General features: G+C 67.5%; 20 protein-coding genes and 3 pseudogenes. 18 read left to right on the forward strand and 5 right to left on the reverse strand.

Annotation, left to right across the window (positions count from 1 at the left end):
• The first annotated feature begins 251 nt into the window (after positions 1 to 251).
• From CXY79_RS01625 to CXY79_RS01675, 11 genes and pseudogenes are all read left to right on the forward strand, one after another.
• The gene (locus CXY79_RS01625; RefSeq protein WP_104099425.1) at positions 252 to 620 is read left to right on the forward strand and encodes a DUF4440 domain-containing protein; all 369 of its coding nucleotides are present in this window, start codon (positions 252 to 254) and stop codon (positions 618 to 620) included.
• Between the two features lie 111 nt (positions 621 to 731).
• Positions 732 to 1,967: a hypothetical protein gene (locus tag CXY79_RS01630; protein WP_104099426.1), complete on the forward strand. Its 1,236-nt coding sequence runs from the start codon at positions 732 to 734 to the stop codon at positions 1,965 to 1,967.
• 142 nt (positions 1,968 to 2,109) lie between these two features.
• A complete protein-coding gene (locus tag CXY79_RS01635) occupies positions 2,110 to 2,820 on the forward strand; it encodes an ATP-binding cassette domain-containing protein (RefSeq protein ID WP_134416535.1) in 711 nt (236 codons plus the stop codon).
• Positions 2,821 to 4,911, forward strand: coding sequence for a YhgE/Pip family protein (locus CXY79_RS01640; RefSeq protein WP_104099428.1), 2,091 nt, complete (start codon positions 2,821 to 2,823; stop codon positions 4,909 to 4,911).
• 76 nt (positions 4,912 to 4,987) lie between these two features.
• Complete coding sequence (locus CXY79_RS01645; protein WP_104099429.1) at positions 4,988 to 5,581, forward strand: TetR/AcrR family transcriptional regulator; 594 nt, start codon at positions 4,988 to 4,990, stop codon at positions 5,579 to 5,581.
• An 8-nt stretch (positions 5,582 to 5,589) separates the two neighbouring features.
• The gene (locus CXY79_RS01650) at positions 5,590 to 6,084 is read left to right on the forward strand and encodes a DUF3151 domain-containing protein (protein ID WP_233191138.1); all 495 of its coding nucleotides are present in this window, start codon (positions 5,590 to 5,592) and stop codon (positions 6,082 to 6,084) included.
• Positions 6,085 to 7,371 (forward strand): adenylosuccinate synthase, encoded by a 1,287-nt coding sequence (locus tag CXY79_RS01655; RefSeq protein WP_104099431.1) that lies wholly within the window; start codon positions 6,085 to 6,087, stop codon positions 7,369 to 7,371.
• Between the two features lie 227 nt (positions 7,372 to 7,598).
• Entirely contained in the window at positions 7,599 to 8,258 is a 660-nt protein-coding gene (locus CXY79_RS01660; RefSeq protein WP_233191139.1) for a GNAT family N-acetyltransferase, read from the forward strand.
• Positions 8,259 to 8,423: 165 nt separating this feature from the next.
• The gene (locus tag CXY79_RS01665; RefSeq protein WP_369827918.1) at positions 8,424 to 9,476 is read left to right on the forward strand and encodes a DMT family transporter; all 1,053 of its coding nucleotides are present in this window, start codon (positions 8,424 to 8,426) and stop codon (positions 9,474 to 9,476) included.
• Positions 9,477 to 9,687: 211 nt separating this feature from the next.
• Positions 9,688 to 10,014: pseudogene (locus CXY79_RS01670) on the forward strand (chorismate mutase); the annotation flags it as partial.
• Between the two features lie 101 nt (positions 10,015 to 10,115).
• Positions 10,116 to 11,069: an SDR family NAD(P)-dependent oxidoreductase gene (locus CXY79_RS01675; protein ID WP_104099433.1), complete on the forward strand. Its 954-nt coding sequence runs from the start codon at positions 10,116 to 10,118 to the stop codon at positions 11,067 to 11,069.
• A 114-nt stretch (positions 11,070 to 11,183) separates the two neighbouring features.
• On the opposite strand, the gene CXY79_RS01680 is transcribed toward CXY79_RS01675, so the two are convergent.
• The 3 genes from CXY79_RS01680 to CXY79_RS01690 form a co-directional block, all read right to left on the reverse strand.
• Positions 11,184 to 12,137, reverse strand: coding sequence for a hypothetical protein (locus tag CXY79_RS01680; protein WP_104099434.1), 954 nt, complete (start codon positions 12,135 to 12,137; stop codon positions 11,184 to 11,186).
• Positions 12,138 to 12,322: 185 nt separating this feature from the next.
• Complete coding sequence (purL, locus tag CXY79_RS01685) at positions 12,323 to 14,632, reverse strand: phosphoribosylformylglycinamidine synthase subunit PurL (protein WP_104099435.1); 2,310 nt, start codon at positions 14,630 to 14,632, stop codon at positions 12,323 to 12,325.
• A 116-nt stretch (positions 14,633 to 14,748) separates the two neighbouring features.
• Positions 14,749 to 15,210, reverse strand: coding sequence for a DUF3817 domain-containing protein (locus CXY79_RS01690; protein WP_104099436.1), 462 nt, complete (start codon positions 15,208 to 15,210; stop codon positions 14,749 to 14,751).
• Between the two features lie 152 nt (positions 15,211 to 15,362).
• On the opposite strand from CXY79_RS01690, the gene mgrA reads away from it, so the two are divergent.
• The 5 genes and pseudogenes from mgrA (at position 15,363) to CXY79_RS01715 (ending at position 19,354) form a co-directional block, all read left to right on the forward strand.
• Positions 15,363 to 16,388 carry an L-glyceraldehyde 3-phosphate reductase gene (gene mgrA, locus CXY79_RS01695; RefSeq protein WP_104099437.1) on the forward strand — a complete coding sequence of 342 codons (1,026 nt, stop codon included), beginning with the start codon at positions 15,363 to 15,365 and terminating at the stop codon, positions 16,386 to 16,388.
• 148 nt (positions 16,389 to 16,536) lie between these two features.
• On the forward strand, positions 16,537 to 17,055 hold the full coding sequence (locus tag CXY79_RS01700; protein ID WP_233191140.1) for a hypothetical protein: 519 nt from the start codon (positions 16,537 to 16,539) through the stop codon (positions 17,053 to 17,055).
• A gap of 121 nt (positions 17,056 to 17,176) precedes the next feature.
• A pseudogene (locus tag CXY79_RS01705) lies at positions 17,177 to 17,449 on the forward strand (IS1380 family transposase); the annotation flags it as partial.
• A gap of 359 nt (positions 17,450 to 17,808) precedes the next feature.
• Positions 17,809 to 18,141, forward strand: coding sequence for a helix-turn-helix domain-containing protein (locus tag CXY79_RS01710; protein ID WP_104099439.1), 333 nt, complete (start codon positions 17,809 to 17,811; stop codon positions 18,139 to 18,141).
• Entirely contained in the window at positions 18,134 to 19,354 is a 1,221-nt protein-coding gene (locus CXY79_RS01715; RefSeq protein WP_104099440.1) for a type II toxin-antitoxin system HipA family toxin, read from the forward strand. Before CXY79_RS01710 ends, CXY79_RS01715 begins: the two co-directional genes overlap by 8 nt.
• A 516-nt stretch (positions 19,355 to 19,870) precedes the next feature.
• On the opposite strand, the pseudogene CXY79_RS01720 reads toward CXY79_RS01715, so the two are convergent.
• Positions 19,871 to 20,446 (reverse strand): annotated as a pseudogene (locus tag CXY79_RS01720) (wax ester/triacylglycerol synthase domain-containing protein); the annotation flags it as partial.
• A 167-nt stretch (positions 20,447 to 20,613) separates the two neighbouring features.
• Between CXY79_RS01720 and CXY79_RS01725 the strand changes: the two are divergent.
• Positions 20,614 to 20,979 (forward strand): hypothetical protein, encoded by a 366-nt coding sequence (locus tag CXY79_RS01725; RefSeq protein ID WP_104099442.1) that lies wholly within the window; start codon positions 20,614 to 20,616, stop codon positions 20,977 to 20,979.
• A gap of 52 nt (positions 20,980 to 21,031) precedes the next feature.
• Here the strand turns inward: CXY79_RS01725 and CXY79_RS01730 are convergent, their stop codons facing one another.
• Positions 21,032 to 21,583, reverse strand: a complete 552-nt coding sequence (locus CXY79_RS01730; RefSeq protein WP_104099443.1) for a cob(I)yrinic acid a,c-diamide adenosyltransferase — start codon at positions 21,581 to 21,583, stop codon at positions 21,032 to 21,034.
• A 457-nt stretch (positions 21,584 to 22,040) separates the two neighbouring features.
• Between CXY79_RS01730 and CXY79_RS01735 the strand changes: the two genes are divergently transcribed.
• On the forward strand, positions 22,041 to 24,848 hold the full coding sequence (locus CXY79_RS01735) for a vitamin B12-dependent ribonucleotide reductase (RefSeq protein WP_104099444.1): 2,808 nt from the start codon (positions 22,041 to 22,043) through the stop codon (positions 24,846 to 24,848).

Raw genomic sequence — 24,848 nt, forward strand, 5'->3', positions numbered from 1 at the left:
ACGGCACGCTTGAGTGGACGTCGCCGACCGGGCGCACGTTCGTGAGTGAGCCGGCCACGGTCATCCGCTCGGCGTCGCCTGTGCCGAGACCCGCACCGGAACCGCGCACGCCTGCGGCTGAGTCCGAGCCCGAGCCCGATCCCGAGCTCGACCCGGCGCGGTACTGACGGGCGGCTCGCCCGGCCGCAGATCCAGAACTCAGTCCCGCTCCCAGAGGCTCAGTCGGTGCTTTGAGGGGCTAGCGTTGGGTCATGACTGCGATCACTGACGATCTGCCCGCCCGCCTCCTTCACGAAGAGCACGAAGGGTGGCAGGCGATTCTCGCCGGCCGCGGCGGAGACTATTACCGGCGAACGATGACCGCGGACGGACTGCTGATCCTGCCGGGCAGGATCGTCACCCGCAACGAAGCGATCGCCTTCTTCAAGGAGATGCCCGCCATCACGAGCTACCAGCTCCGCGAGCCGGCCGTGGTGCGCCAGAACGAACACGCCGGGGTGCTCGTCTACCGGCTCCTGGCCCACCGCGGCGACGAGGTGATCGAGGCGAACGCGGCCACGACCTACGTATTCGCCGACGGCGGCTGGTGCGTCGCGACGCACCAGCAGACCGCCCTGTAACGACCGGAGAGGGGCAGCTTTTCCGCTCCGCTGCGGACCGTCCGGCAGGGTTGTGAACGCCGGAACCCGGGGATACCGTGGTTAATAAACTGCCACAGAAAGGACTCCGCAATGGCTGATTTCGGTAATGAGGGGCTCGCGGACTTATACCGTCGATCCGGTTCGGTGTCGAGTGCCTACGTTGACGTGACCCAGGATGCGCAGAACCCCCGGCGAACCTCTTCCCTGCGCCAGCGCACCCTGCGGGAAGCGCTGACCGATGCCGGTGCCCCGGAGATCGACATCAGCACCATCATCGAGCTGATTGAGGAGCCGCCGGGCGTGGGCGGTTCGATAGGCAGGCTGATGTTCGTGCGGCAGGGCGTGGTCGAATTCAACGAGGTGCTCTCGGGGGAGCCGCTCGGCGAGTTGCTGGTCTCCTACGGGCCGGTGCCCGCTCTGATCCCCCTGCTGATCCACCGCCCACGGGACCTCAGGTACGTGGTGGCCGAGGCCGGGCGCGACGGCGGCGAGGTCACCCTCTACCGGCTCAGCCGCTCGCACCCGGTTTCCAAGGTGAAGGTGGAGGGCGACACGGAGTTTCTCACGAAGGTGGGTTCCGAAGACGACTTCCTTGCGAACGGGCGCTATCAGCACCGCACCGAGGAGGTGTGGAAGCGCAACGAGGGCCAGATCGCTGCCGCGATCGACGAGGTCGTGCGGGACAGTAAGGCCGAGCTGCTCGTGCTCACCGGCGACGTGCGTGCCCGCCAGTTGCTCGTCGACCAGCTCTCTCCCGCCAGCCGCGAGGTGCTGCACGTCGTTGCCACGAACACCCGCCCGGATGGTGCCACGCAGGAGGAACTCGAAGGTGACCTCAATCGCCACCTCGCGGCGATTCTCGCGCAGGAGGAGCACGACGCCCTCGAGCGGCTGGGGACGGGACAGGGCAGCGGCCTCTCCGAGCTCGACTTCGCGGCCGTGGTGCGGGCCCTGCAGCAGGGCCAGGTCGATGTGCTGATGCTGGCCCCGGACCGGATGGCGGGGACGACTCTGATCGCCCTCGACCGCGAGCCGTGGCTGGCAGCCACCTCGGCCGATGCCCTCGGCGCAAGTGAGCTCGGCTCGGTGCCGGCCGCCGACGCGCTGATCCGGGCGGCGATGCTGACGGATGCGCGGGTGATGGTGGTGTCTCCCGGGGAGCTTCCGGCGGAGACGAGCGCCGCCGCTCTGCTGCGCTGGTCGACCCTCCCGGCCCCGGCCGAAGCTCCCACCCCCGCGGAGGCCGAGCTCGCGAAGCTTCCCAGCCGCGGCGACGCGGTGACATTCCCGCGTCGTCGCGCAGCATCCGGTACTCCGGAGTCTTAGCCGCGGCCAGAACGGCGTTCAACGTGGCGAAGGCCACGTCACCGTCCGGGCGGCACCCGGGGCGCGCCGGCCTGAGCCGTGGCACGCGGCACGTCGATCCCTTGTGCTATACTGACTAGTCAGTACAAACGAGAGGATCGACGTGCAGTCGACAGTGAGGGCGCACGACCTGGCCCTGCGATTCAAGCGGGGCTCGGTTTACGGGCCCCTGAGCTTTGAGGCCGGTACCGGCCTCACCGTGCTCTGCGGCCCCACCGGCAGCGGCCGCACCAGCCTGATGCTGACCCTGGCCGGTCGCATGAAGCCGAGCGAGGGAACCCTCGAGGTGCTTGGCCACGAGCTGCCCCGCCGGGCCCGCCGGGTGCAGAAGCGCACCGGCATCTCCGGCTTCCACGACATCGACACCCTCGAGGAATCGGTCACCGTCGGCGCCGCAATCCGTGAGCGCACGGCCTGGATCTCCCCCTGGTGGGCGTTCATCCGCTCGGTCGACGACACCGAGGTGCGCCGCGTCTGCGCCCCCGTGTTCGGCGGCGTGCCGATTCCGGCTGCCGACACCGTGATCTGGGACCTCAATGAGGTGCAGACCGTGCTGCTGAGGGCCGCGCTCGCGGTCATGAACGAGCCGAGCATCCTCTTCTTCGACCAGGTCGAGCAGGTGCACGCACCGGAGTCCCGGCGCATCCTCTGGCAGCGCCTCGCCTGTGTCGCCGCCGCCGGAACCAGCGTGATCGCGTCCGCGACCGCGCCCGAAACCGAGATGTGGGCCGAGCTCGGCATCGACCCGGCCGTTGTCGTGATGACCAAGGCCGGGATGACCTCGGCCCTCCCATTGAATCAGGAGACCCGCTGAATGTTCGCCTTCCTCTCCTCCGGCACCGAACTGCACCGCTTCGGCAAGGGCAAGATGCCCAAGATCGCCCTCGTCGTGCTTATGTTCATCCCGCTCATTTACGGGGCGCTCTACCTCTGGGCCTTCTGGGCGCCCGACCACGAACTCGACCACCTCCCCGTGGCGCTCGTCAACGGAGACGCCGGCGCCAGCCGGGACGGCGAACCGGTCACCGCCGGCCAGGACCTGGTTGACGAGCTGGTCGACGGCCACGAGCTCGGCTGGACCGTGACGAACGGGGCGGATGCCGCCGCGGGCGTCAGGGACGGCGACTACTACTTCTCGGTCACCATCCCGAGCGACTTCTCGGCCAGCGCCGTCTCCGCCGGCACCGACACCCCGCTTTCGGCCACCGTGCAGGTCGACTACAACGACAGCAACAGTTTTCTCGCCACGACCATGGGCAAGCAGGCCATGGTTCAACTGCGGGACGCGGTCGCCACCGAGATCGGCGACCAGACCGTCAATGCGCTCCTGGTGGGGGTGAACGAGGCCGGTGACGGCATCCGTTCGGCAGCGGGTGGCGCCGGCCGGCTGTTCGACGGGCTCACCACAGCGTCGGCCGGGACCGGCTCCCTCCTGGTCGGCCTCGATGCCCTTGCCGAGGGAGCGCTCACCCTCGACGACGGCGTTGCGCGCCTCACCGACGGCGCCGGCACCCTGGCGACCGGACTGGACACGCTGTCCGACGGCGCCCGGGCGCTCGCCGGCTCCTCGGTGACCCTCTCCGACGGCACCGTGCAGGTGTCCGAGGGGATGCAGGCCGCCGCCACGGGTGCCGCGACCCTCTCCGAGAAATCGGTGCAGCTCGCCGACGGCGCCGACCAGATCGCCGCGGGAACCGGCACGCTGGCCGGCGGCACCGCCTCGGTGTCGACCGGACTGCACGACCTGCTCCTGCAGATACAGGCGGCACCGGAAGGCACCCCCGCGTCGGCGTTCCTGCCGGCCGTGGAGCACCTCGACGCCGGCGCCGGCGCCGTGAACGCGGGTGCCCAAGGCGCGCTCACCCAGACCCAGACCTATGCCGGGCTCAGCGACCAGTTCTCCACCGGAGCCGGGGAACTCTCCGGCAAGCTGATCGCCGGGGCTTCCGGCGCCGCCCAGGTGGCCACCGGTGCCGGGCAACTCTCGGCCGGCGCGGCCTCCCTGGCCGAGGGGGCCGCCACCGCGGCCTCCGGGGCGGACTCCGTACTCGCCGGCAGCGAGCTGCTGGGCGAGGGCACGGGGTCACTGTCCGACGGCACCCGGCAGCTCGTCGACGGCGGCGTGAGCCTGAACACCGGCGCCGCCGAACTCGCCGCCGGCAGCGGCACCCTCGCCGACTCCCTCACCACGGGCGGGCAAAGTGCGCCCGACCTCACCGCGGACCAGATTGCAAAGAAGACGGCCGTAATCGCCAGCCCGGTCACGCTCGTGCAGAAGTGGGAGAACGCCTCCGACAGTTTCGGCGAGGGGTTCGCACCCTTCTTCCTGGCCCTGGCCACCTTCGTCGGCGGGCTGATCACCTGGCTGATCCTGCGGGCTCTGCCAACCCGGGCCCTCGCCAGCGCCGCCTCCGGGCTGCGCTCGACCATGACCGGCTTCCTGCCGGCGATGGCCATCGGGCTCGCCCAGGTCGTGATCATGGTGCTCGTGCTGGTCTACGGCATCGGCCTGCAGCCCGAACACTGGTTCGGGATGAGCGCGTTCCTCTACCTGACGACGCTCGCCTTCCTGGCTCTGCAGCAGATGTTCATCATCCTGCTCGGCACCGCGGCCGGCCGTGTGGTCAGCCTCGTGCTGCTCATGCTGCAGCTGAGTTCGTCGGGCGGCACCTATCCGGTGGAGACCACGCCCGTGTTCTTCCAGGTGCTGCATCCGTTCATGCCGGCGTCGTACGTCGTGACCGGGCTGCGCGAACTGATCACCGGAGGCATCGACTCTAGACTGTGGGTTTCGGTTGCCGTCCTCGCCGTGATGCTGGTCGGCTCGATCGCGATCAGCGCCTGGAGCGCCGGCCGCCAGAGGATCTGGACCGTGGGCCGGCTGCACCCCGAACTGACCATCTAGCGCGGCCCCGGCACCGAACCGAACCTGCCGGCACCGAACCTGCCGGCACCGAACCTGCCCGTGGAAAGGAACTCCAATGGCACGCGCCACCGGAACGAAACGCGCCATCCTCGACGCCACGCTGGAGCTGGCCGCGACCAGGGGCATCAGCGGCACCACGATGGATGAGGTCGCCGAGCGGGCCGGGGTGGCCAAGGGCAGCCTGTATTACAACTTCAGCTCCAAAGACAAACTGTTTGAGAAACTGCTGCAGGAGGGGGTCGGCGCGCTCGCCGAAACCCTCCGCGCCGCGTCGGCCGGCCTGCACGGCAGCGCGGCCCTCGAGGCGCTGGTGCGCGCGCTGCTCGACCGGATCGCGGCGAACACAGCACTGTCCAAGCTGATGGCGGCGGAGATCTTCCGCACCGACCGCACCTGGCAAAAGACGCTCTTTGCGCTACGGCACGAGGCCCTCGCCGTGTTCGCCGACGCGATCGCGGAGGCGAAGCCGGGCAGCCGTGCCGACGCGACCTGCGGTCTGATGGCGTCGAGCGTGTTCGGTGCCGTGCTGATGGCGGGCCTGGAATGGCTCGTTTTCGAACCGGACCGGCCGCGGGACGAGGTCGCCGCGGCCATCCTCGGTTCCCTCTCCGGTGGCCTGTTCGGCGAGGAGCGGTCCGGGCCTTGTTAGGATCGAGTGTGACCGGCGACAATTTGATTGAGCAGCCCGAGACCCTTCTTCCCGCGGAACCGGAGGTGATCGAGGCGCTCCGCCGAGCCGATAGCGGCAGTATTTCCGGCGTGGTGGAGGCCCATCCGACGTCCTCCCTGGCGTGGGCCGTGCTGGCCGACGCCACGTACCTCGAGGGTCGAACCCTGGAGTCCTATGCCTATGCGCGCGTGGGCTACCACCGCGGCCTCGACGCGCTCCGCAAGGCAGGCTGGCACGGCCAGGGCCCGGTGCGCTGGACCCACGAACCCAATCGCGGATTCCTGCGGGCGCTCTATGCGCTGCGCCGGGCCGCGGGCGAGATCAATGAACAGAACGAGTTCGACCGTCTCACCACCTTCCTGAATGGCGCCGATCCCACGGTGATCAGCCGCCTTGATCAGGAGACCAGCACACCGGACGGCTACCGGGCCACCGACCCGGCCCCGCCCACCGAGGCGTTCTTTATCCGAGGAGAAAACTAAATGCCAGCGATCGTTCTGATCGGAGCCCAGTGGGGCGACGAGGGCAAGGGCAAGGCCACCGACCTCCTCGGCAGCCGGGTTGACTACGTGGTCAAATTCAACGGGGGAAACAACGCCGGCCACACCGTGGTCATCGGCACCGAGAAGTACGCGCTGCACCTGCTGCCGTCAGGCATCCTCACCGCCGGTGTCACGCCGATCATCGCCAACGGCGTGGTCGTCGACATTGAGGTGCTCTTCGAAGAACTTGACGCGCTGATCTCCCGCGGCGTGGACGTGTCCGGACTCAAGGTGAGCGCCAACGCTCACATCATCACCCAGTACCACCGCACGGTCGACAAGGTCACCGAGCGTTTCCTCGGCAAGCGCCAGATCGGTACCACCGGCCGTGGCATCGGCCCGACCTACGCCGACAAGATCAACCGCGTCGGCATCCGCGTGCAGGACCTGTTCGACGAGAACATCCTGCGCCAGAAGGTCGAGGGTGCCCTGGCCCAGAAGAACCACCTGCTGGTCAAGGTCTACAACCGTCGCGCGATCACGGTCGACGAAATTGTCCAGGACCTGCTCAGCTACGCCGAGCGTCTGCGCCCGATGGTCGCCGACACCGCCCTGCTGCTGCACGAGGCCCTCACCGCCGGAAAGACCGTGCTCTTCGAGGGCGGCCAGGCCACGATGCTGGATGTCGACCACGGCACCTACCCGTTTGTTACCTCCTCGAACGCGACCTCCGGCGGCGCCGTGACCGGCTCGGGCATCGGCCCGAACCGGATCGACCGGATCATCGCCGTCGTCAAGGCGTACACGACCCGCGTCGGCGCCGGCCCGTTCCCGACCGAACTGTTCGACGAGTCGGGCGAGTTCCTGCGCGCCAACGGTTTCGAGTTCGGCACCACCACGGGGCGCCCGCGCCGCTGCGGCTGGTACGACGCGCCCGTCGCCCGCTATACGGCCCGCATCAACGGGGTGACCGACTTCGTGCTGACCAAGCTCGACGTGCTGACCGGCCTGGACACGATTCCCGTCTGCGTCGCGTACAGCGTCGACGGCGTGCGCTTCGACGAGGTGCCCGTGTCGCAGTCCGACTTCCATCACGCAAAGCCCATCTTCGAGGACTTCCCCGGCTGGACCGATGACATCACCGGCGCCCGCACCTTCGAGGACTTGCCGCGGAACGCGCAGGCCTACGTGCTCGCGATCGAGAAGATGAGCGGCGCCCGCATCTCGGCGATCGGCGTCGGTCCTGGCCGCGAGGAGATCATCTCGCGCCACGATCTCGTCGACTGAGGCAAGCGCGGCTGTGGGCCGCGGGCCACGGGCTGTCAACGGCGGGCTGCGGGCGGTGCTGAAGGCCTCCGCTCGGTGCCCTGACGAATTCGACGGAGATTTTGCTGCTGGAGGGCGAAAACCGGCCCGCGGCATCCGGTTTCGCCAAAATCTCCGTCGAATTCGTTCGCGCCGACCTGACCGCTGCCGTTCATTCGGTGGCAACCTGGCGCTGCCACAGTGTCGGCATGACTGCCGAACGACCTCAGAGCATCGCCATCGTGGGCCACTATGTGCGGCTCGAACCTCTCACCCGTGCGCTGCTGTCCGAGCTGCACGGCGCGATCGCGCATCCAATGGTTTTCGACGGCGGTTTTGGCGGTGGCCCGGGCGGGCTCCGCACGGACCCGGCCGAGTTCACCGACTGGGCGGATGCCTACGTTCACTGGGCGGGACTGCCCTATGCGGTGCGCTTGGCCGGCGGCCCGCACGCCGGTGACCTCGTGGGCATGTCCACGCTGGGCGACCTGCACCTGCAACACGAGTCGGCCCACGTGGGCTGGACCGCTTACGATCCGCGGGTCTGGGGCACCGCCGTCAACGCGGAGACGAAGCTACTACTGCTCGGGCTGGCCTTCGACCATGGGTTCGGGCGGGTGAAGATCCAGGCGGATGTGATGAACGTGCGGTCCTGCGCGGCTATCGCGGGCATCGGGGCCACGTATGAGGGGATTATCCGCCGGGAGCGGCGGCGGGCCGACGGCAGCTGGCGGGACACCGTGATCTACTCGATCCTCGACAGCGAGTGGCCTCGGGTGCGGGCCGGGCTGCGGGCGCGGCTCGACGGGTACGGCGCGCCTTCGGTTCAGTACCGGGTGCGGCCGCTCGAGACGAGAGAAGTGGCCTGACGGCGGCACCGCCGGATGCCCGTTTGCGTGCTCCGGCGCGCTTCGGCGCGTCTTCCGGCGCGTTCCGGCGCGTTCCGGCGCGTTCCGGCGTGCTCCGGCGTGTGCAGCGGGCCGCGGTCGAGCGCGTCCGTGCGGAGTGTCGGCGGGGCGCGGTACAGTCGGCAGGTGAGAGACGTTCCCGCCGCCGGACGAACCCGGGTCACCCTGCAGTTCCTGGGCATGGGTGTGGTCTGGGGATCCAGTTTCCTGTTCATGAAAGTGGCCCTCGAGGGGGTCACGTTCGGCCAAGTGGCGTGGTCGCGGCTGGTGCTCGGCGGTTTCACGCTCGGCCTGATCGTGCTGACCAGCCGTCCGCGTGTGGCCAATGGGCCGGTGCTGCCGCGCGAGAAGATGGTCTGGCTGCATTTCCTGGTGATCGCGATCACCGGATGCGTCGTGCCGCACCTTCTGTTCGCGTGGGCGGAGCAGTACGTGTCGTCGAGTCTGGCCAGCATCTACAACGCCGTGACGCCGATCATGACCGCGGTGATGGCGACGCTCGCGTTCCGGGTGGAGCGGCTCGCGCGCGGGCAGGTGGCAGGCATCCTCGTGGGCATCGCCGGCGTGGTCGTGATCATCGCGCCGTGGCGCTACGCGGCCCTGACCGGCGACCTCTGGGGCCAGCTGGCCTGCCTGGGCGCGGCGGTCTGCTACGGCTTCACGTTCGGCTACACCCGCCGGTTCCTGAGCGGCCGGCCGATCGCCCCCGCGACTTTCGCGTTCTTGAACATCGGCATCGCCGGGGCGATCATGCTTGTGGCCACCCCGGTGGTGGCGGCGCATCCGGTGGCACTGACCGTGCCGATCGTGGCCGGACTGCTCACTCTCGGCGCGCTCGGCACTGGCGTGGCCTACATCTGGCACATCAACGTGCTGCGCGCCTGGGGACCGACGAACGCGTCGACGGTGACGTATGTCACACCCGTCGTCGGGGTGCTGCTGGGGGTGCTCGTGCTCTCGGAGACCTTCTCGTGGCACGAGCCGGCCGGGGCGGCGCTGGTGCTGCTCGGCATCCTGCTGACCCAGCGGCGGCTGCGCTTGCCTGGGCGGGCGGGGTCGGCGCGGCCGGTGAGGGCGGCCCGGTCGGCGGAGTCGTCTGGGTCGTCCGAGTCGTCTGGGTCGTCCGGGTCGTCCGGGTCGGCGGAGTCGCCCGCGCCGCTGCAGTGGTCACGGAGTTAATGGCGACCGGTATGGCGCCGGAATCGACACTTCCGGTCGAGATCGACTCGCGCGCCGGGCGAAGTCGACCGGAACTGTCGACCTCGGCGGAGCGGGCGTGGAATGCGTTGGAGCGGGTGACCGCTTCCGGGTGGTAGCCCGCGGCCTCCATCGAAGACGGCGGGCAGTGCCGGTCGTGCGGTCACCGCGCGCGAAACGGTATCGTCGAACCATGGCTGCACACGAGGAATTGCCCGCCGGCGCGGGGCAGGAAGCGATCGACGAACTGGGCAGCATCCGTCAGAGTATCGACAACATCGACGCCGCGCTGATCCACTTGCTGGCGGAAAGGTTCAAGTTCACCCAGCAGGTCGGACGGCTCAAGGCCGCGCACGGCCTGCCCCCCGCCGACCCCGAGCGGGAGCTGCTGCAGATCCAGCGACTGCGCGGACTGGCCGAGGAGGCTCGGCTCGACCCGGCCTTCGCCGAGAAGTTCCTGAACTTCATCATCGCCGAGGTCATCCACCACCACGAGAAGATCGCCGGCACCGAGTCGGCGAACGGGTCCGCGCCGCGAGCTGCGGGGGCACGAACGGATGTCGCACGGCCGGTCGTGGGCACCAGCCCCGATTCTTCCGCCACCACGTCGCCGGCCACCTCATGACTTCTCAGACCTCCGCGCTCCCCGGGGCGTCGCGCGCCCTTCCGGCCCAGTTCGGGAAGACCTTCGTCGTCACCGGCGCCAACGCCGGCCTCGGCTACTTCACCACCGAGCAACTCGCCGCCGCGGGCGCCCACGTCGTGCTGGCCTGCCGCAATCTCGCGAAGACGGAAGCCGCGGTCGCGGCCATCCACGCCCGGGTGCCCGGGGCATCCGTGTCGGCGATACCGCTGGACCTGAGCGACCTCACCCAGGTACACCGTGCCGCGGACGCGCTGCTGGAGCTGCCGCGGATCGATGGGCTGATCCTGAACGCGGGCATCGTGCACCCGCCGCGCACGCGCGAGCTGAGCCCCGACGGGCACGAACTGGTCTTCGCGACCAACTACCTCGGCCATTTCGCGCTCACCGCGCGGGTGCTGCCGGCTCTGCGGCGCACGCCCGGCAGCCGGGTCGTGGCGCTCGGGTCGATGATTTCGCGGCTGCTGGACTCGCCGCTGCTCGACCTGCAGTTGGAGTCCGGCTACAACCGGTGGAAGGCCTACGCGCAGTCGAAGATCGCCATGCAGGTGTTCGGCTTCGAGCTCGATCGACGGCTGCGGGCGGCCGGAGCCGGCGGCACTGACGGGGTGCAAAGCCTCGTGGCACACCCCGGTTACTCGATTTCGGGTCTGACGCCGGGCATCCGCGGGGTCAATCAGCCGTCGCGTGCGAGCCGATTCGCCGACACCCTGCAGTCCTTCGGTGCTCAGGGTAAGGACGCCGGGGCCTGGCCCACGGTGAGTGCGGCCGTCGACCCGGACGCCCGTGGCGGCGACTACTACGGCCCTCGCTACCTCACGCGCGGCCTGCCGACGCTGCAGGAGCCCACGCGCACCTCGCTCGACCCCGCGGTCGCAGAGTCGCTCTGGTCACGCTCGGAGCTCCACCTCGGCGCCCCCTTCTCGATCTAGCGGGCGCCCCGCTGCACGGCCCCGCGTGCGCTCAAAATGCCGCCATACGACGGGGAATGGCGGCGTTTCTAGCGCACGCGACCCCTGGAGAGGGTGTGGGGCTGGAGGTGGGATTTAGGGGATCCAACCGCGATCGAGAAGGGCGGTGCGAATTCGGGCGATGACCGCATGGGGAGAGTGGGATTTGTTGACACGGATGACCCGCCACCCTTCTTCCATGGGCTCGTCCAGCCGGTCGATGTCGCGGTGAAACTGTCGTTCGTCTTCGCGGTGCTGGCCGCCGTCATACTCGATCAGGACCTTGTAGCGCAGGTAGGCGAGATCACCCAAGGCCATGAAGGCGCCGTATCGATTGACGAGGGTCAGGTTCACTTCCGGCTCCGGCAGGCCTGCCCGCACGATGAGAAGTCGCAGCACTGTTTCCTTTGCAGAATCGGTGCGCGGACGGACCAGGGCGAGGGCCTCGCGGAGACGACAGGCACCGGGCAAGCCCGCGTGCCGCGCAACGGCCAGGTGAAGTTCCGCCATCGTGGCCGTAGGCCGCTGGCGGCGCACGAGGGAGTCGCCAATGATGATCAACTCATCGAGGGTGAGGACCGTCGACAGCTGGACCCACGCGTCGACCGCTGAAGCGACGGCGAGGTGTCCCACCGAAACGACGCGCACCCGGTCCAGCGGAATCAGATGTCCGCGCACGCCCTTGCCCCGGCGGCGCCGGGTCCGAATGCCTGTGCCTACATCCACGATTGACCGCTCGAGGAGTCGCGCGGGGAGAAGCAGCCCGTGGAGAAGCGCGGCCGTCGCGTGGCTGAAGAACTGATCTGACGGCATCCGCACCGCGTAGTCATAGGCCCGGGTGCGCGCTGCTGCACGGATCCGTGCCCACCTGTCCGCGTCGCTGATGGGGGCCGGTGACGGGCCGCGCCCCACAGGCGCCCGCACGCCGTGGAAGGGCCGCGCGAGGTCGCTGCGCCGCAGTCGCCCGGAATTGACTCCCCGCTGTCGAGCGTCGGCGACGGAAAACGGCCCATCACCGAGCTCGGCCGGCAGCTCAGAAGGCGGTCTCATCGCACGATGATGCCACCCACTGCGATTCGCACGGTGCTCTATCCACAGGCGCCGACCGCAGGCGCTCGCGCGTGCGCGGAAAGTGCCACTTTGATCCCGGCGATGGCGGCCGATTGGTCGCACGCAGGGGCGAAACGGGGTCGGTCGGTCGGAGGGGAGCGGGAGAACGGGCGGAGGAGGAACCCCTACTGCGCGAAACGGGAGGGGAGGGTGCTGCGGTGACGCGTCTGCAAGTCGGCGAGCGACACCGTGAAGTGGTCCTGGATCTCCAGGCTCGCCGAGGTCGAGTCCGTCACGCCGATGCGCAGCACCGGGTAGCCTCGCCCCTCGCAGAGGCCGAGGAACTTCACGTCGTCTTCCCGAGGAACCGATACGATCACGCGCCCGGCCGACTCCGAGAACAGGGCGACGGATGCGTCGATCCCGTCGCGCTCGCAGATGTCGCCGAGCCACACGCGGGCTCCGACCCCGAACCGAAGCACCGCTTCGGCCAGCGTCTGCGCCAGCCCGCCCGAGCTGAGATCGTGGGCGCTGTCGATGAGCGCCTCGATCGACGCCGCGTGCAGCAGCCCCGCCAGGGCGGCTTCGCCGGCCAGGTCGACGACGGGCGGCAGCCCGCCCAGGTGGTCGTGGATGACTTCGGCCCAGGCCGAGCCGTCCAGTTCCTCGCGGGTCACGCCGAGCAGGTAGATGTTGTGGCCGTCGTCCTGCCAGCCGCTGGGCACGCGGCGGGCGACGTCGTCGATCACGCCGAGCACGGCGACCACAGGGGTCGGGTGGATCGGCTGGTCGCCGGTCTGGTTGTAGAACGACACGTTGCCACCGGTGACCGGGATCTCGAGCGCCAGGCATCCGTCGGCTAGACCGTCGACGGTCTGGGCGAACTGCCACATCACCTCGGGGTTCTCCGGCGAACCGAAGTTGAGGCAGTCGCTGATGCCGACCGGCACCGCGCCGGTCACGGCCACGTTGCGGTAGGCCTCGGCCAGAGCGAGCTGCGCGCCGCGGTACGGGTCAAGCTGGCAATAACGGCCGTTCGCATCGGTGGCGATGACGAAGCCGAGGCCCGACTCCTCGTCGATCCGGATCATGCCCGCGTCGTCGGGGAACGAGAGGGCCGTGTTGCCCATCACGTAGCGGTCGTACTGGTCGGTGATCCAGCTCGGGTCGGCCAGGTTCGGCGAGCCGAGCAAGGCCAGGAACTGCTCGCGCAGCACCTCGGGTGAGGTCGGGCGGGGCAGCGCGGAGGCGCTGTCGGCCTGCAGCGCGTCGAGCCAGGTGGGGTAGGCGACCGGGCGGTCGTAGACCGGCCCGTCGACCGCGACGGTGCGCGGGTCCACGTTGACGATCTCCTCGCCGTGCCAGTCGATGATGAGCCGGCCGGAGTCGGTGACCTCGCCGAGCACGCTGGTCTCGACATCCCATTTGGCGGTGATGGCGAGGAAACCGGCGAGCTTCTCCGGGGTGACGACGGCCATCATGCGTTCCTGGCTCTCGCTCATCAGGATCTCTTCGGCCGTCAGGGTGGGGTCGCGCAGCAGCACCTTGTCGAGCTCGATGAACATGCCGCCGTCGCCGTTGGAGGCGAGCTCGCTGGTGGCGCAGGAGATGCCTGCGGCGCCCAGGTCCTGGATGCCCTCGACGAGCTTCTCGCGGTAGAGCTCGAGGCAGCACTCGATCAGCACCTTCTCGGCGAACGGGTCGCCGACCTGCACGGCGGGGCGTTTGGTGGGGCCGCCTTCGGAGAAGGTGTCCGAGGCGAGAATGGATGCCCCGCCGATGCCGTCGCCGCCGGTGCGGGCTCCGAAGAGCACCACCTGGTTGCCGGTGCCGGTGGCGTTGGCGAGGTGCAGGTCCTCGTGGCGCAACACTCCCACGGAGAGCGCGTTGACGAGCGGGTTGCCCTGGTAGACCTTGTCGAACCAGGTCTCGCCGCCGATGTTGGGCAGGCCGAGGCAGTTGCCGTAGAAGGAGATGCCGGACACGACGCCGTGCACGACGCGGGCGGTGTCGGGGTCGTCGAGACGTCCGAAACGGAGGGCGTCCATCACGGCGACGGGGCGGGCGCCCATCGAGATGATGTCGCGCACGATGCCGCCGACGCCGGTCGCGGCACCCTGGAACGGCTCGATGTAGGAGGGGTGGTTGTGCGACTCGATCTTGAACGTGACCGCCCAGCCCTCGCCGACATCCAGCACACCGGCATTCTCGCCCATGCCGACCATGAGGTTCTTCTTCATGGCGGGGGAGACCTTCTCGCCGAACGAGCGCAGGTATTTCTTCGAACTCTTGTAGGAGCAGTGCTCGCTCCACATCACCGAGTACATCGCGAGCTCGCCGCTCGTGGGGCGGCGGCCGAGGATCTGTCGGATCTCGGTGTACTCGCTCGGGGTCAGCCCCAGCGCGTCGAACGGCTGCTCTTTCTCGGGCGTCGCAATCGCGTTTGCAACGGTGTCGGCAATGCCGCGGGAGGGTGTGGTGGTAACAGCGGTCACGAGTGGCGTTCTCCCAGAGATAACGGATGCTTGACCTGGCGAGTCTACCCGCCGCGCCGCTCCAGCACCGGTTCCGAGGCCGCCCGGCTAAAGCCTGGCAGCGGCCTGGCCGCCCGCTAGCTGCGCCCGCCGGGAGGACCCAGCGACAGCATCACCGTCATGATCGCCACCGCGGCCACGGCGAAACTGCTGATCAGGATCACCGGACGGTTCAGCATCCAGCGCAGCAGCGTGCCCACCCAGGAGTGGTCGCGCGGGTCGTCGGTGGCGACGCGGCGCCAGTCGCCGTCGAGCCGGCCGCTGCGGTCGAGACGGATGTCGAACGGCACCGTTGCGTAGGGCACGATCGCCGTGGCGACGGCGAGCACCATCAGCCGGACCGGCCAGCGCTGGTTCAGGCCCACCAGCACGGCGGTCAGGGCGTAACTGATGAAGACGAACCCGTGCAGGGAGCCGGCGATCCGCACCGGGGTGCCGCCGGCATCCGCCACGTATTTCAGCAGCATGCCGCCGATCAGGAGGGTCCAGGTCACCGCCTCAGCGATGGCGATGGTGCGGTAGAAGAGGCGGGGAGACACGGGGGAACACTCCAGGGGGTGGGGAACGGGACGAAAGAAGGGGGAGCTTCGATCTTCGCAGGGTTGCGGGGGAGCCGCGCATCGGCCGAACGGATGACACGGCGGATCAGTGGGGCAGAGGGCTACCCAGCCGACTGTGCGAGTCTGAAGGGATGACGTACCTTCCCGCGGACACCCGCTACGACTCCATGCCCTACCGCCGCACCGGGCGCAGCGGCCTCAAACTACCCGCGATCTCGCTGGGCCTCTGGCAGAATTTCGGCGGCACCGCACCGATGGAGACGCAGCGCGCCATTCTGCGCCGCGCCTTCGACCTGGGCGTCACCCACTTCGACCTGGCCAACAACTACGGCCCGCCCAAGGGCAGCTCCGAGAGCAACTTCGGCGTGCACCTCGCGCAGGATTTAGCCCCGCACCGCGACGAGCTGGTCATCTCGACCAAGGCCGGCTACGGCATGTGGTCGGGCCCGTACGGCTCGTGGGGTTCCCGCAAGTACCTGCTCTCGAGCCTCGACCAGTCCCTCGGCCGCATGGGCCTCGACTACGTCGACATCTTCTACTCCCATCGGGCCGACCCGGATACCCCGCTCGAGGAGACGATGGGTGCGCTGCACACGGCCGTCACGAGCGGTCGGGCGCTGTACGCCGGCATCTCCTCGTACTCGCCCGAGCGCACCCGGCAGGCCGCCGCGATCCTGGCCGAGATGGGCACGCCGCTGCTGATCCACCAGCCCTCGTACTCGATGTTCAACCGCTGGGTCGAAGACGGACTGCTCGACACCCTGGACGATCTCGGCGTCGGCTGCATCGCCTTCTCCCCGCTGGCGCAGGGGCTGCTCACCGACCGCTACCTGAACGGGGTGCCCGAGGGGTCTCGAGCCTCGCAGGCCGGCTCGATGAGCCGCGACATGGTGAACGACCAGACGGTGGGGCGCATCCGTGCCCTGACCGAGATCGCGGATGCCCGCGGTCAGTCGCTCGCCCAGCTCGCCCTGTCGTGGGTGCTGCGACGCGAAACCGTCACCACGGCGCTCGTCGGCGCCTCCTCGGTGAAGCAGTTGGAGACGAACATCGCCGCGATCGACAACCTCGCGTTCACCGACGCCGAGATCACGGCGATCGACGAGCACGCCGTCGACATGGGCATCAACCTGTGGGAGCCGTCCAGCGCCGTCTAGCCCGGGCGACATCGACGGATGATTCGGGCGGGCCGCTGCGGCGCCCGCGCCGTGATCGCCGGGCAACTTTCCTGGACAGGTTATTAAAAGCAGAGTTATCCTTTTAATAAATCACACGATGAGATCGAGGAGACTGCTAGTGGCAAGAATGAGTGTGGAAGTGGAACTCGAGAAGGGCCAGGTGACGAAGTACCGGCGTCACGAGAACGGGCGTGGACTGGTGTCGCCCGGTGCCCAGGTGAACCCGAGCGCCTACGTGTCGAGCGCAACGTATGTGGAAAGTGACGCCCAGGTCGGGCCTGAATCGTGGATCGGGCAGGGGAGCTGGATCGACCACGGGGCGATCATCGGCGCGCGGGTCTTCGTCGGCGCGAACGTGCATGTCGGGGCCGATGCGATTGTCGGAAACGAGGCGCGCCTGGCCAGCAACACGGACATCGGCCGTGGGGCTTTCATCGCCGACGGTGCGGTCATCGACCACGAAATTGCGGTCCCGGAGTTCACCGACGTCAGTGCACGGCCGACCACCCGAGCACGCACTGTTCCACCGGGGGGCCTGTCGGCGGCATCCGGTCCCGACCGTGCCGGATGGCGGCGAACCTGGGGTGCTCGACGCACGCCGTCACCTCGCCTGCCGGTCCCCCCGGTGTTGGTCACGGTGTCCTAAGCCTCAATCCACCGGTGAGGCTGGGGAGTTGACGGCGCGTTAAACAGAGAATGCCTTCCAGATCAGGAAAAATAGAACTCACTCAGGGTTCATTTCGACTGACACGAAAGGCATCTCGTAGATGCAATTTTTCCATAGGCCCACGGCCTTGTCAGCGTCCCTCGATGACACCAATCTCGTGTCGGCCGCCGGACTCGTCCCTGCGATGATGTTGGCCGCCTCCACGGGCCTGGGCGAGCTTGCCAGCCGGTGATTGACGTTGCCGGGGTACCTCGGGGCGAACGCAGGGTTGAAAGTCACCGCGTTGGTCGCGGGGATGCTCGCCGGCGCGGACTCGATCGATGACATGGCTCTGCTCCGCCACGGCGGGATGAAGAAACTCTTCGCCGATGCCAGACTTCAGGCGCCTGCGCGGAGATCGAAGGGGCCATTCGCCCGGCTCGCGCGGCCGCCTGAAACCACTCACCCCTGGAGTCAACTGAACTCGAGGCAGTCCCTCGTGAGTCTTGTGAGTCTGGTGCGATTTGTGAGTCGTGTGAGCTTGGGCCGCACCCGACATTCCTGCCAAATGTGGGCACGCGTGAACCTCTCCGCCCGTAAAGGCACCGGAGTCTGCCCGCCACACGCCCGACACGCGGCACACTCGTCCGGTGCGCTGCGATCCGCCGCAGACGGGAAACCAATTTAAGGCGAAGTATCAAATGCTTTATAAACGTTAGTGTATAAAATAATAGACGTTAAGGAGGAGAGTCAATGGTTGAGAAGCGATTAACCCCCATCCCCGTCCGGCGTGCTCTCCGTGAACTTGGCACAGACATTCAGACGTGGCGGAAACTTCTCGGGTTGACTGCTGCGCAGGTCGCGGACCGCGCGGGCATGAGCCGGGCAACCCTCCACAAGCTGGAATCAGGGCAGGGAGGCGTCAGCCTCGAGACCGCGCTGCGTGTCTTCCGGGCACTTGGAATCATGGACACGGTCGTTGAGAGCGCCGACCCTTATCGCAGCGACATCGGCCGGCTTCGCTCCGAGGAAGTTCTCCCGCAGCGTGTGCGTCAGAGCCGGCCGAAGAAACAGGCCGATGTCTGACGCGGAAGTCTGGGTGCAAATAGACGGTGTCGACGTCCGCGCGGGCACGGTCTACGCGCATCGTCGACGCAACTCCGAGAGCGCCACTTTCACCTACGACATCGATTATCTGGCCAGACCAGACGCGTACTCGCTCGATCCGGGACTACCCCTCTCATCCGGGTCTTTCAACACTGCGGACGGGCGTCGCCTTTTCGGGGCGTTCACGGACTGCGCTCCCGACCGCTGGGGACGCAAACTCATCGAAAGATCCGAACACCACCGTGCCGCACAAGGCGGTGGAGCTGCACGCAGTTTCGGCGAACTTGATTACACGCTCGGTGTTCGCGACGACCTTCGTCAGGGTGCCTTCCGGTTCCGTCGTCCGGGGACCACTGATTGGCTGGGGCCGGCGGCTGCAAGCGTGCCGCACCTGGTCGGCCTGCCGAGACTTCTCCACGCTGTTGAATCTGTTGAGAGCGACCATCCCGATGACGAATCGTTGCGGCTACTCCTGCGTGCGGGAAGCTCTATCGGTGGTGCCCGGCCCAAAGCTTCCGTTGTCAACGGCCGGGGTGCATTGCTCATTGCGAAGTTCCCCCGTGTTGCCTCCGACGAATGGGACGTCATGGCGTGGGAGCAGCTTGCTCTGACGCTGGCCAGCCGGGCAGGCATTCGAACGCCGCGCACTGAATTGATGAGTGTCGCAGGCCGGAACGTGCTGCTGCTCAACAGGTTCGACAGAGTCGGGGATAGTCGCATCGGATATGTGAGCGCTATGACGATGCTCGAAGCAGTTGACGGCGAGCACCGCAGCTACTTGGAAATCGCCGAGGTCATTGAGCAGTCATCCTCATCTGCGACGCGTGACCTTCGCGAGCTGTGGCGCCGGATCGCGTTCTCAATCCTGATCTCTAACACCGACGACCATCTCAGAAACCACGGGTTCCTCCGGTCGGACACCACACGCAGCTGGGATTTGTCTCCCGCGTTCGACCTCAACCCCAACCCGGCGGCGGGACCCAAGGAGTTGTCCACGTCCATCGACTACGACACCTTTTTCGCGGACACCGCCGCCCTCCTAGACGTGGCTCGGTACTTCCGTGTGAAAGACGCCGTCGCATTGCTATCAGAAGTCAAGGCCGCTGTCTCCGGGTGGGTCGTGGAAGCCCGCCGACTCAATATCCCGGAAAGCGAAATTGACCTGATGGCTGGCGCGTTCGTTGCCGGATGAGCCTAGAAGGCTGGACGGACCGAGTGTTCAAGTACTCGACGCCGGTAGCGGGGGTTTCGCGATCTGATTCATCTGCTCACGCTGACGCTGAAGAGCCGGAGCGAGCACGGTATCCGCGATTTCCGAGACCAGGCGTGGAACTAGTCGGATAAGCCGTTCGAGGGGCATTGTTGCGCGGAGGCTAACCGCGCGCAACAGAGACTCGGTCGATGGAGCTCTCCCTCGCTCCATATCCGCTGAGGGTTCTGCGAGGATTGAATCCCATTAGATACTGACCGGACTCGCACGGCCGACCATTGGCGTCGTGCAGATCGTCGGGAACAACGTTATTGGTGGATGGCACAGCCCGCGCCCGCAGTAGTTTCTGCCCGACGTGCCCGACTTCTAGGGCTGGATGCCGGCCAAGGAATTTATTGCGGGGACTCGGGCGACTCGTCGCGATCGGCCGGCGCATCCTGGGCGGTCTCGTCGGAACGTTACCCGGCAGCGGCCCCGACGCGACTTTCCCAAATTGCCTCAGTAGAACCTTCGTGCAGGGCCTTGGCCAGTGGCAGGAGAGTTCGGCAGTGCGCCACCGATCGCGGTGAGCACGACGTCGTTGACCGTGGCTTTCTGGGCGTGACCGGCGTTGCGGATCCCGTCTAGCGTCACCGTGACCGTAGCGAGGCTTCGTCGCGGGCCGGTCGGCCGGTTGAGCGACGTTGGCCTCAGGCGCGTCCACCGCACCGACCGCAATTCCCGGGCCGCATCGCGGAGGCGGCGCAGCAGAGCGGGGAGAGCTCGCAGTGAACCTAGCCGGCGGGTCCAGGCGTCGATGGCGAGCTGGCGAATGGAGGCTTGCGGCCGCGGGAAATCGGATTCACGCGTCTTCGGGCCCACGGCCCTGGGCGTCCCGGTAGCGTCCGACTGGTTTACGAGCCCGCCCAGCACGACCAGGCCGGCCACGCCGTCGGCGAGCACGTGGTGAAAGACGACGATCAACGCGGCTTGGTGCCGCGCTACTCCGGTGACAAGAGTGGCTGCCCAGAGCGCACGGGTGCGCGGCAGCGGAGTGACGAGCAGCACTGCGGCTAGATCGAGTACCGCCTGCTCGCCCCCGGGGGCCGCTCAGCCGGGGCGAACAATCTGCTTTCCCGCAAGCACGCCTGGTGGCCCTGGCTGAGTGCGGAACGCATGCCATTCTGGACGCGGTGATGGGCCCGTGCACGACGTCGGAAATTGAACTCTCCCGAGAGCTGGCAGGACGCTTTGAACCGGGCATGGTGGTCCTCGCCGACCGCGGCTTCTCCGGCTTCCGGTTGTGGGCTCAAGCGGCAGCGACGGGCGCTGACCTGCTCTGGTGGGTCAAGACGAACCTCCGCCCTCGGCATCAGGAGACCCTCGCTGACGGGTCCTGGCTGGCGACGATCATCCCGACCTCGGGCCCGGGGCGGAAATCGACACCACCATTGACCGTGCGGGTCGTGGACTACACGATCGACGACGGACGTGACAACCCTGACGCCGACCGGCTGCTGACCACGATCCTTGATCCGGCCGAGGCCTCCGCGATAGAACTCGCGACCGTGTACTACCCCTCCACGAGCCAGAAATCACCACTCAACCGCTTAACTGAACGGTATTGAGGCTAAGCGGAGGAGGAACCGGCGAGGGAGAGAATTCAATTTTGAGTCGTCCTCAGTCGTGGCTGGCAGGCTCTGTTTCGGGGCCCGCCGAGTGCCGGGCAAGCACGTAGAGCAGGTCGGAGAGCCGGTTGAGGTAGTGCCGCGCGTCGTCGCTGACCGGATGCCCGACCACACCGGCCCGCACCGTGTGCCGCTCGGCCCGCCGCACCACCGTTCTGGCCAGATCGATGGCGGCCTCGGTGGGCGTCGACCCGGGGATGAGGAAAACCGGCCGCAGCGGCCGGGCGGTCACCAGCCCGTCGATGATTCCCTCCAGCTCAGTGACCATGTCCGGAACGACCAGCGATATGCGCGGGACGAGGCGGTCGCGGTGAGCTGGGTTCACGACCAGATCAGCTGCGACGACGAACAAATCGCGCTGCACGCGGAACAGGATCGCGGCATGCTCGGGCTCGGCGCATCCCGCTCGCGCCAGACCGAGGGCAGACACCGCTTCGTCGATGTCGCCGACCGCGTCCATGAGTTCATCACCCTTGGAGACCCTGCCGCCATGAAGCATCCCGGTGCTGCCGGCGTCGCCGGTTCTGGTGTAGATTCTTGCCATTTCGTGGCCTCCCGTTGATCGCCGGACTAGGTTGACGAAGCTGGGCCGGTACCGGACAAATCCATCGTTTCATGCATTCGCGTGCCGGTGCGGCTGTCTGCCGTCGGTGCGCGGGTGCCCGGCCACCGTCGGGATGCTGCACACCGCACGGAACACCACCCCTCTATCGACGTGGTTGCGCCGCGGCGCTCAGATTTTCCCCTTCAGCAGCGCAACGTTTTTTGGTGGGGATCTGATGCGGGCCGTCGTCCTGGCCGACGGCGCGGCACTGATCGGCCGGCCTGTGCGTGCAGCCCTGCTCCGCACCGCCAGGCGGGCTTTTTTCTGCAGCACTGCCCGTCGAGGACACGCCCGAGCCGAAGCAGAAAAATACAATCACTACATGTAGTGGTTCACTGAGGAGTTGACGCCCACTGGTAGTAATTCGGCATTCGGGTGTCGAGAGTGGGGAGCGAACGTGAGTAGCAGGAATCAGAACGCCGAAGCCGGGTCTGACGGAAGCGATCAGGGTGCGCATAGTGCCGGACTGGCCATCGAGCGCCACTTCAGCACGCCCGGGGTCCACCCGTACGACGAGGTGGTCTGGGAGCTTCGCGATGTCGTGCAGACGAACTGGAAGAATGGCGAAACCGTCTTCGAGCAGAAGGGTGTCGAGTTCCCGGACACCTGGTCGGCGAACGCCTCCACCATTGTGAGCACCAAGTACTTTCGCGGGGCCATCGGGTCGCCCGAGCGGGAGTCCAGCCTCAAGCAGCTGCTCGACCGGGTGGTCACGCGGTATGTGGTTGCCGGGTCGGCGAACGGGTACTTCGCCGGGGACGGCGACGCGGAGGTCTTCGGTGCGGAACTGACCTGGCTGCTCCTGCATCAGGTCTTCTCGTTCAACTCCCCGGTGTGGTTCAACGTCGGGACGCCATCGCCGCAGCAGGTCAGCGCCTGCTTCATCCTCTCGGTCGAGGACACAATGGAGTCCATTCTCGGCTGGTACCGCGATGAGGGGATGATCTTCAAGGGCGGTTCTGGGGCGGGGGTGAACCTGTCCCAACTGCGTTCCTCCAAGGAACTGCTCTCCTCCGGCGGAACGGCCAGTGGGCCCGTCTCGTTCATGCGCGGCGCCGATGCCAGCGCGGGCACGATCAAGTCCGGCGGGGCGACCCGGCGTGCTGCCAAAATGGTGGTGCTCGACGTGGACCACCCGGACATCGTGGAATTCATCGAGGCCAAGTCGAGGGAGGAAGGCAAAATCCGTGCTCTGCGGGATGCCGGCTACGACATGGACCTCGGCGGTGCGGACATGGCGAGCGTGCAGTACCAGAACGCCAACAACACCGTTCGGGTCAGTGACGAGTTCATGCGAGCCGTGGAAAACGGCACCAGCTTCTCCCTCACCTCCCGGCAGGACGGAAGCGAGATCGAGTCAGTGCACGGACCGGGCCTGTTCCGTCAACTCGCCCAAGCGGCGTGGGACTGCGCCGACCCGGGAATCCAGTACGACGACACCATCAACGACTGGCATACCAATCCCGAATCGGGTCGGATCACGGCGTCGAATCCCTGCTCGGAGTACATGTCGCTCGACAACTCGTCCTGCAACCTGGCCTCGCTCAATCTGCTCAAGTTTCTGCGCGCCGACGCCGTCCCGGGGGAGGACGTGTTCGACACGGATGCCTTCGTTCGGGCGGTCGAGCTGATCACCACGGCGATGGACATCTCGATCTGCTTCGCCGACTTCCCGACGCCGGCCGTCGGTGAGACGACCCGCGCGTTCCGCCAGCTGGGCATCGGCTACGCCAACCTCGGTGCTCTCCTGATGGCCGCCGGTCACGCCTACGATTCCGAGTCGGGCAGGGCCGTGGCCGCCGGGATCACCTCCCTGATGACCGGAACCGCCTACCGGCGTTCGGCCGAACTGGCCGGGGTGGTTGGCCCGTACGAGGGCTTCGCGCGCAATGCGGAGGCCCACACGAGAGTCATGCGCAAGCACGAGGCAGCCGACATCGCCCTGCAGACCTCGGGTGGCATGAGCGGCGAGATCCATGATCGCGCGTCGGCGGCCTGGAAGCAGGCCCTGATGTTGGGGGAGGTGTCCGGCTGGCGAAACGCGCAAGCCAGTGTTCTCGCTCCCACCGGCACGATCGGCTTCATGATGGACTGTGACACCACGGGAATCGAACCGGATTTCTCACTGGTGAAGTTCAAGAAGCTGGTGGGTGGCGGCTCCATGCAGATCGTCAACCAGACCGTGCCCCGAGCGCTGCGCGGCCTGGGGTACCCGCGGGAGGCCGCCGAGGCGATCGTCGAACACATCGCCCTGCACGGACAGGTCATCGGTGCCCCCGGGCTCGAACCGGAACACTACGCGATCTTCGACTGCGCCATGGGGAAGAGGGCCATCGCGCCGATGGGCCACGTGCGCATGATGGCCGCGGTTCAGCCGTTCCTCTCCGGAGCCATCTCCAAAACCGTCAACCTCCCGCAGAGCGCAACGGTCGACGAAGTGGAGGAGGTCTACTTCCAGGGCTGGAAGCTCGGGCTCAAGGCGGTGGCCATTTACCGCGACAACTGCAAGGTCGGTCAGCCCCTATCGGACGGCAAGGCCGCCCCGGCGTCCGTGCCGGTCGTGCAGCCCGCGTCGCCGATCCGGCGGCGACTTCCGAAGTCCCGCACGTCGATCACCACGTCCTTCGCCGTCGCCGGCGCCGAGGGGCATCTCACGGCGGGGTTGTACCCCAACGACGAACTCGGCGAGATCTTCCTCCGGCTGGGCAAACAGGGTTCTACTCTGTCCGGGGTCATGGACGCATTCTCCATCGCGGTCTCGATCGGCCTACAGTACGGGGTGCCGCTGCCGACCTACGTCGAGAAGTTCACCAATCTGCGCTTCGAACCGGCGGGGATGACCGATGACCCGGACATCCGGATGGCGCAGTCGATGATGGACTACATTTTCCGCCGCCTGGCCCTGGATCACCTGCCGTTCGCTACGCGCTCGTCGATGGGGATCTTCACGACCGCCGAGCGCGTTTCCCAGCTCGATGCGGGTGGCTCTGAAGCAACGGAAACGGCGCCACCGAGCCAGGTGCTGCCTCCGGCCCAGCCGCCTGCAGGGGCGACTCGAGCGGTGCATTCCTCGGCGGAACTACTCGAGGCTCAGCAGGGTCTCAGCCTGGATTCGCCGCTGTGCATGTCGTGCGGCACCGCCATGCGTCCGGCCGGTTCGTGCTACGTCTGCGAAAGCTGTGGCAGCACGAGCGGCTGCAGCTGA

The organism is Cryobacterium sp. M96, assembly GCF_002929845.1.
GTDB classification, from domain to species: Bacteria; Actinomycetota; Actinomycetes; order Actinomycetales; family Microbacteriaceae; genus Cryobacterium; species Cryobacterium sandaracinum.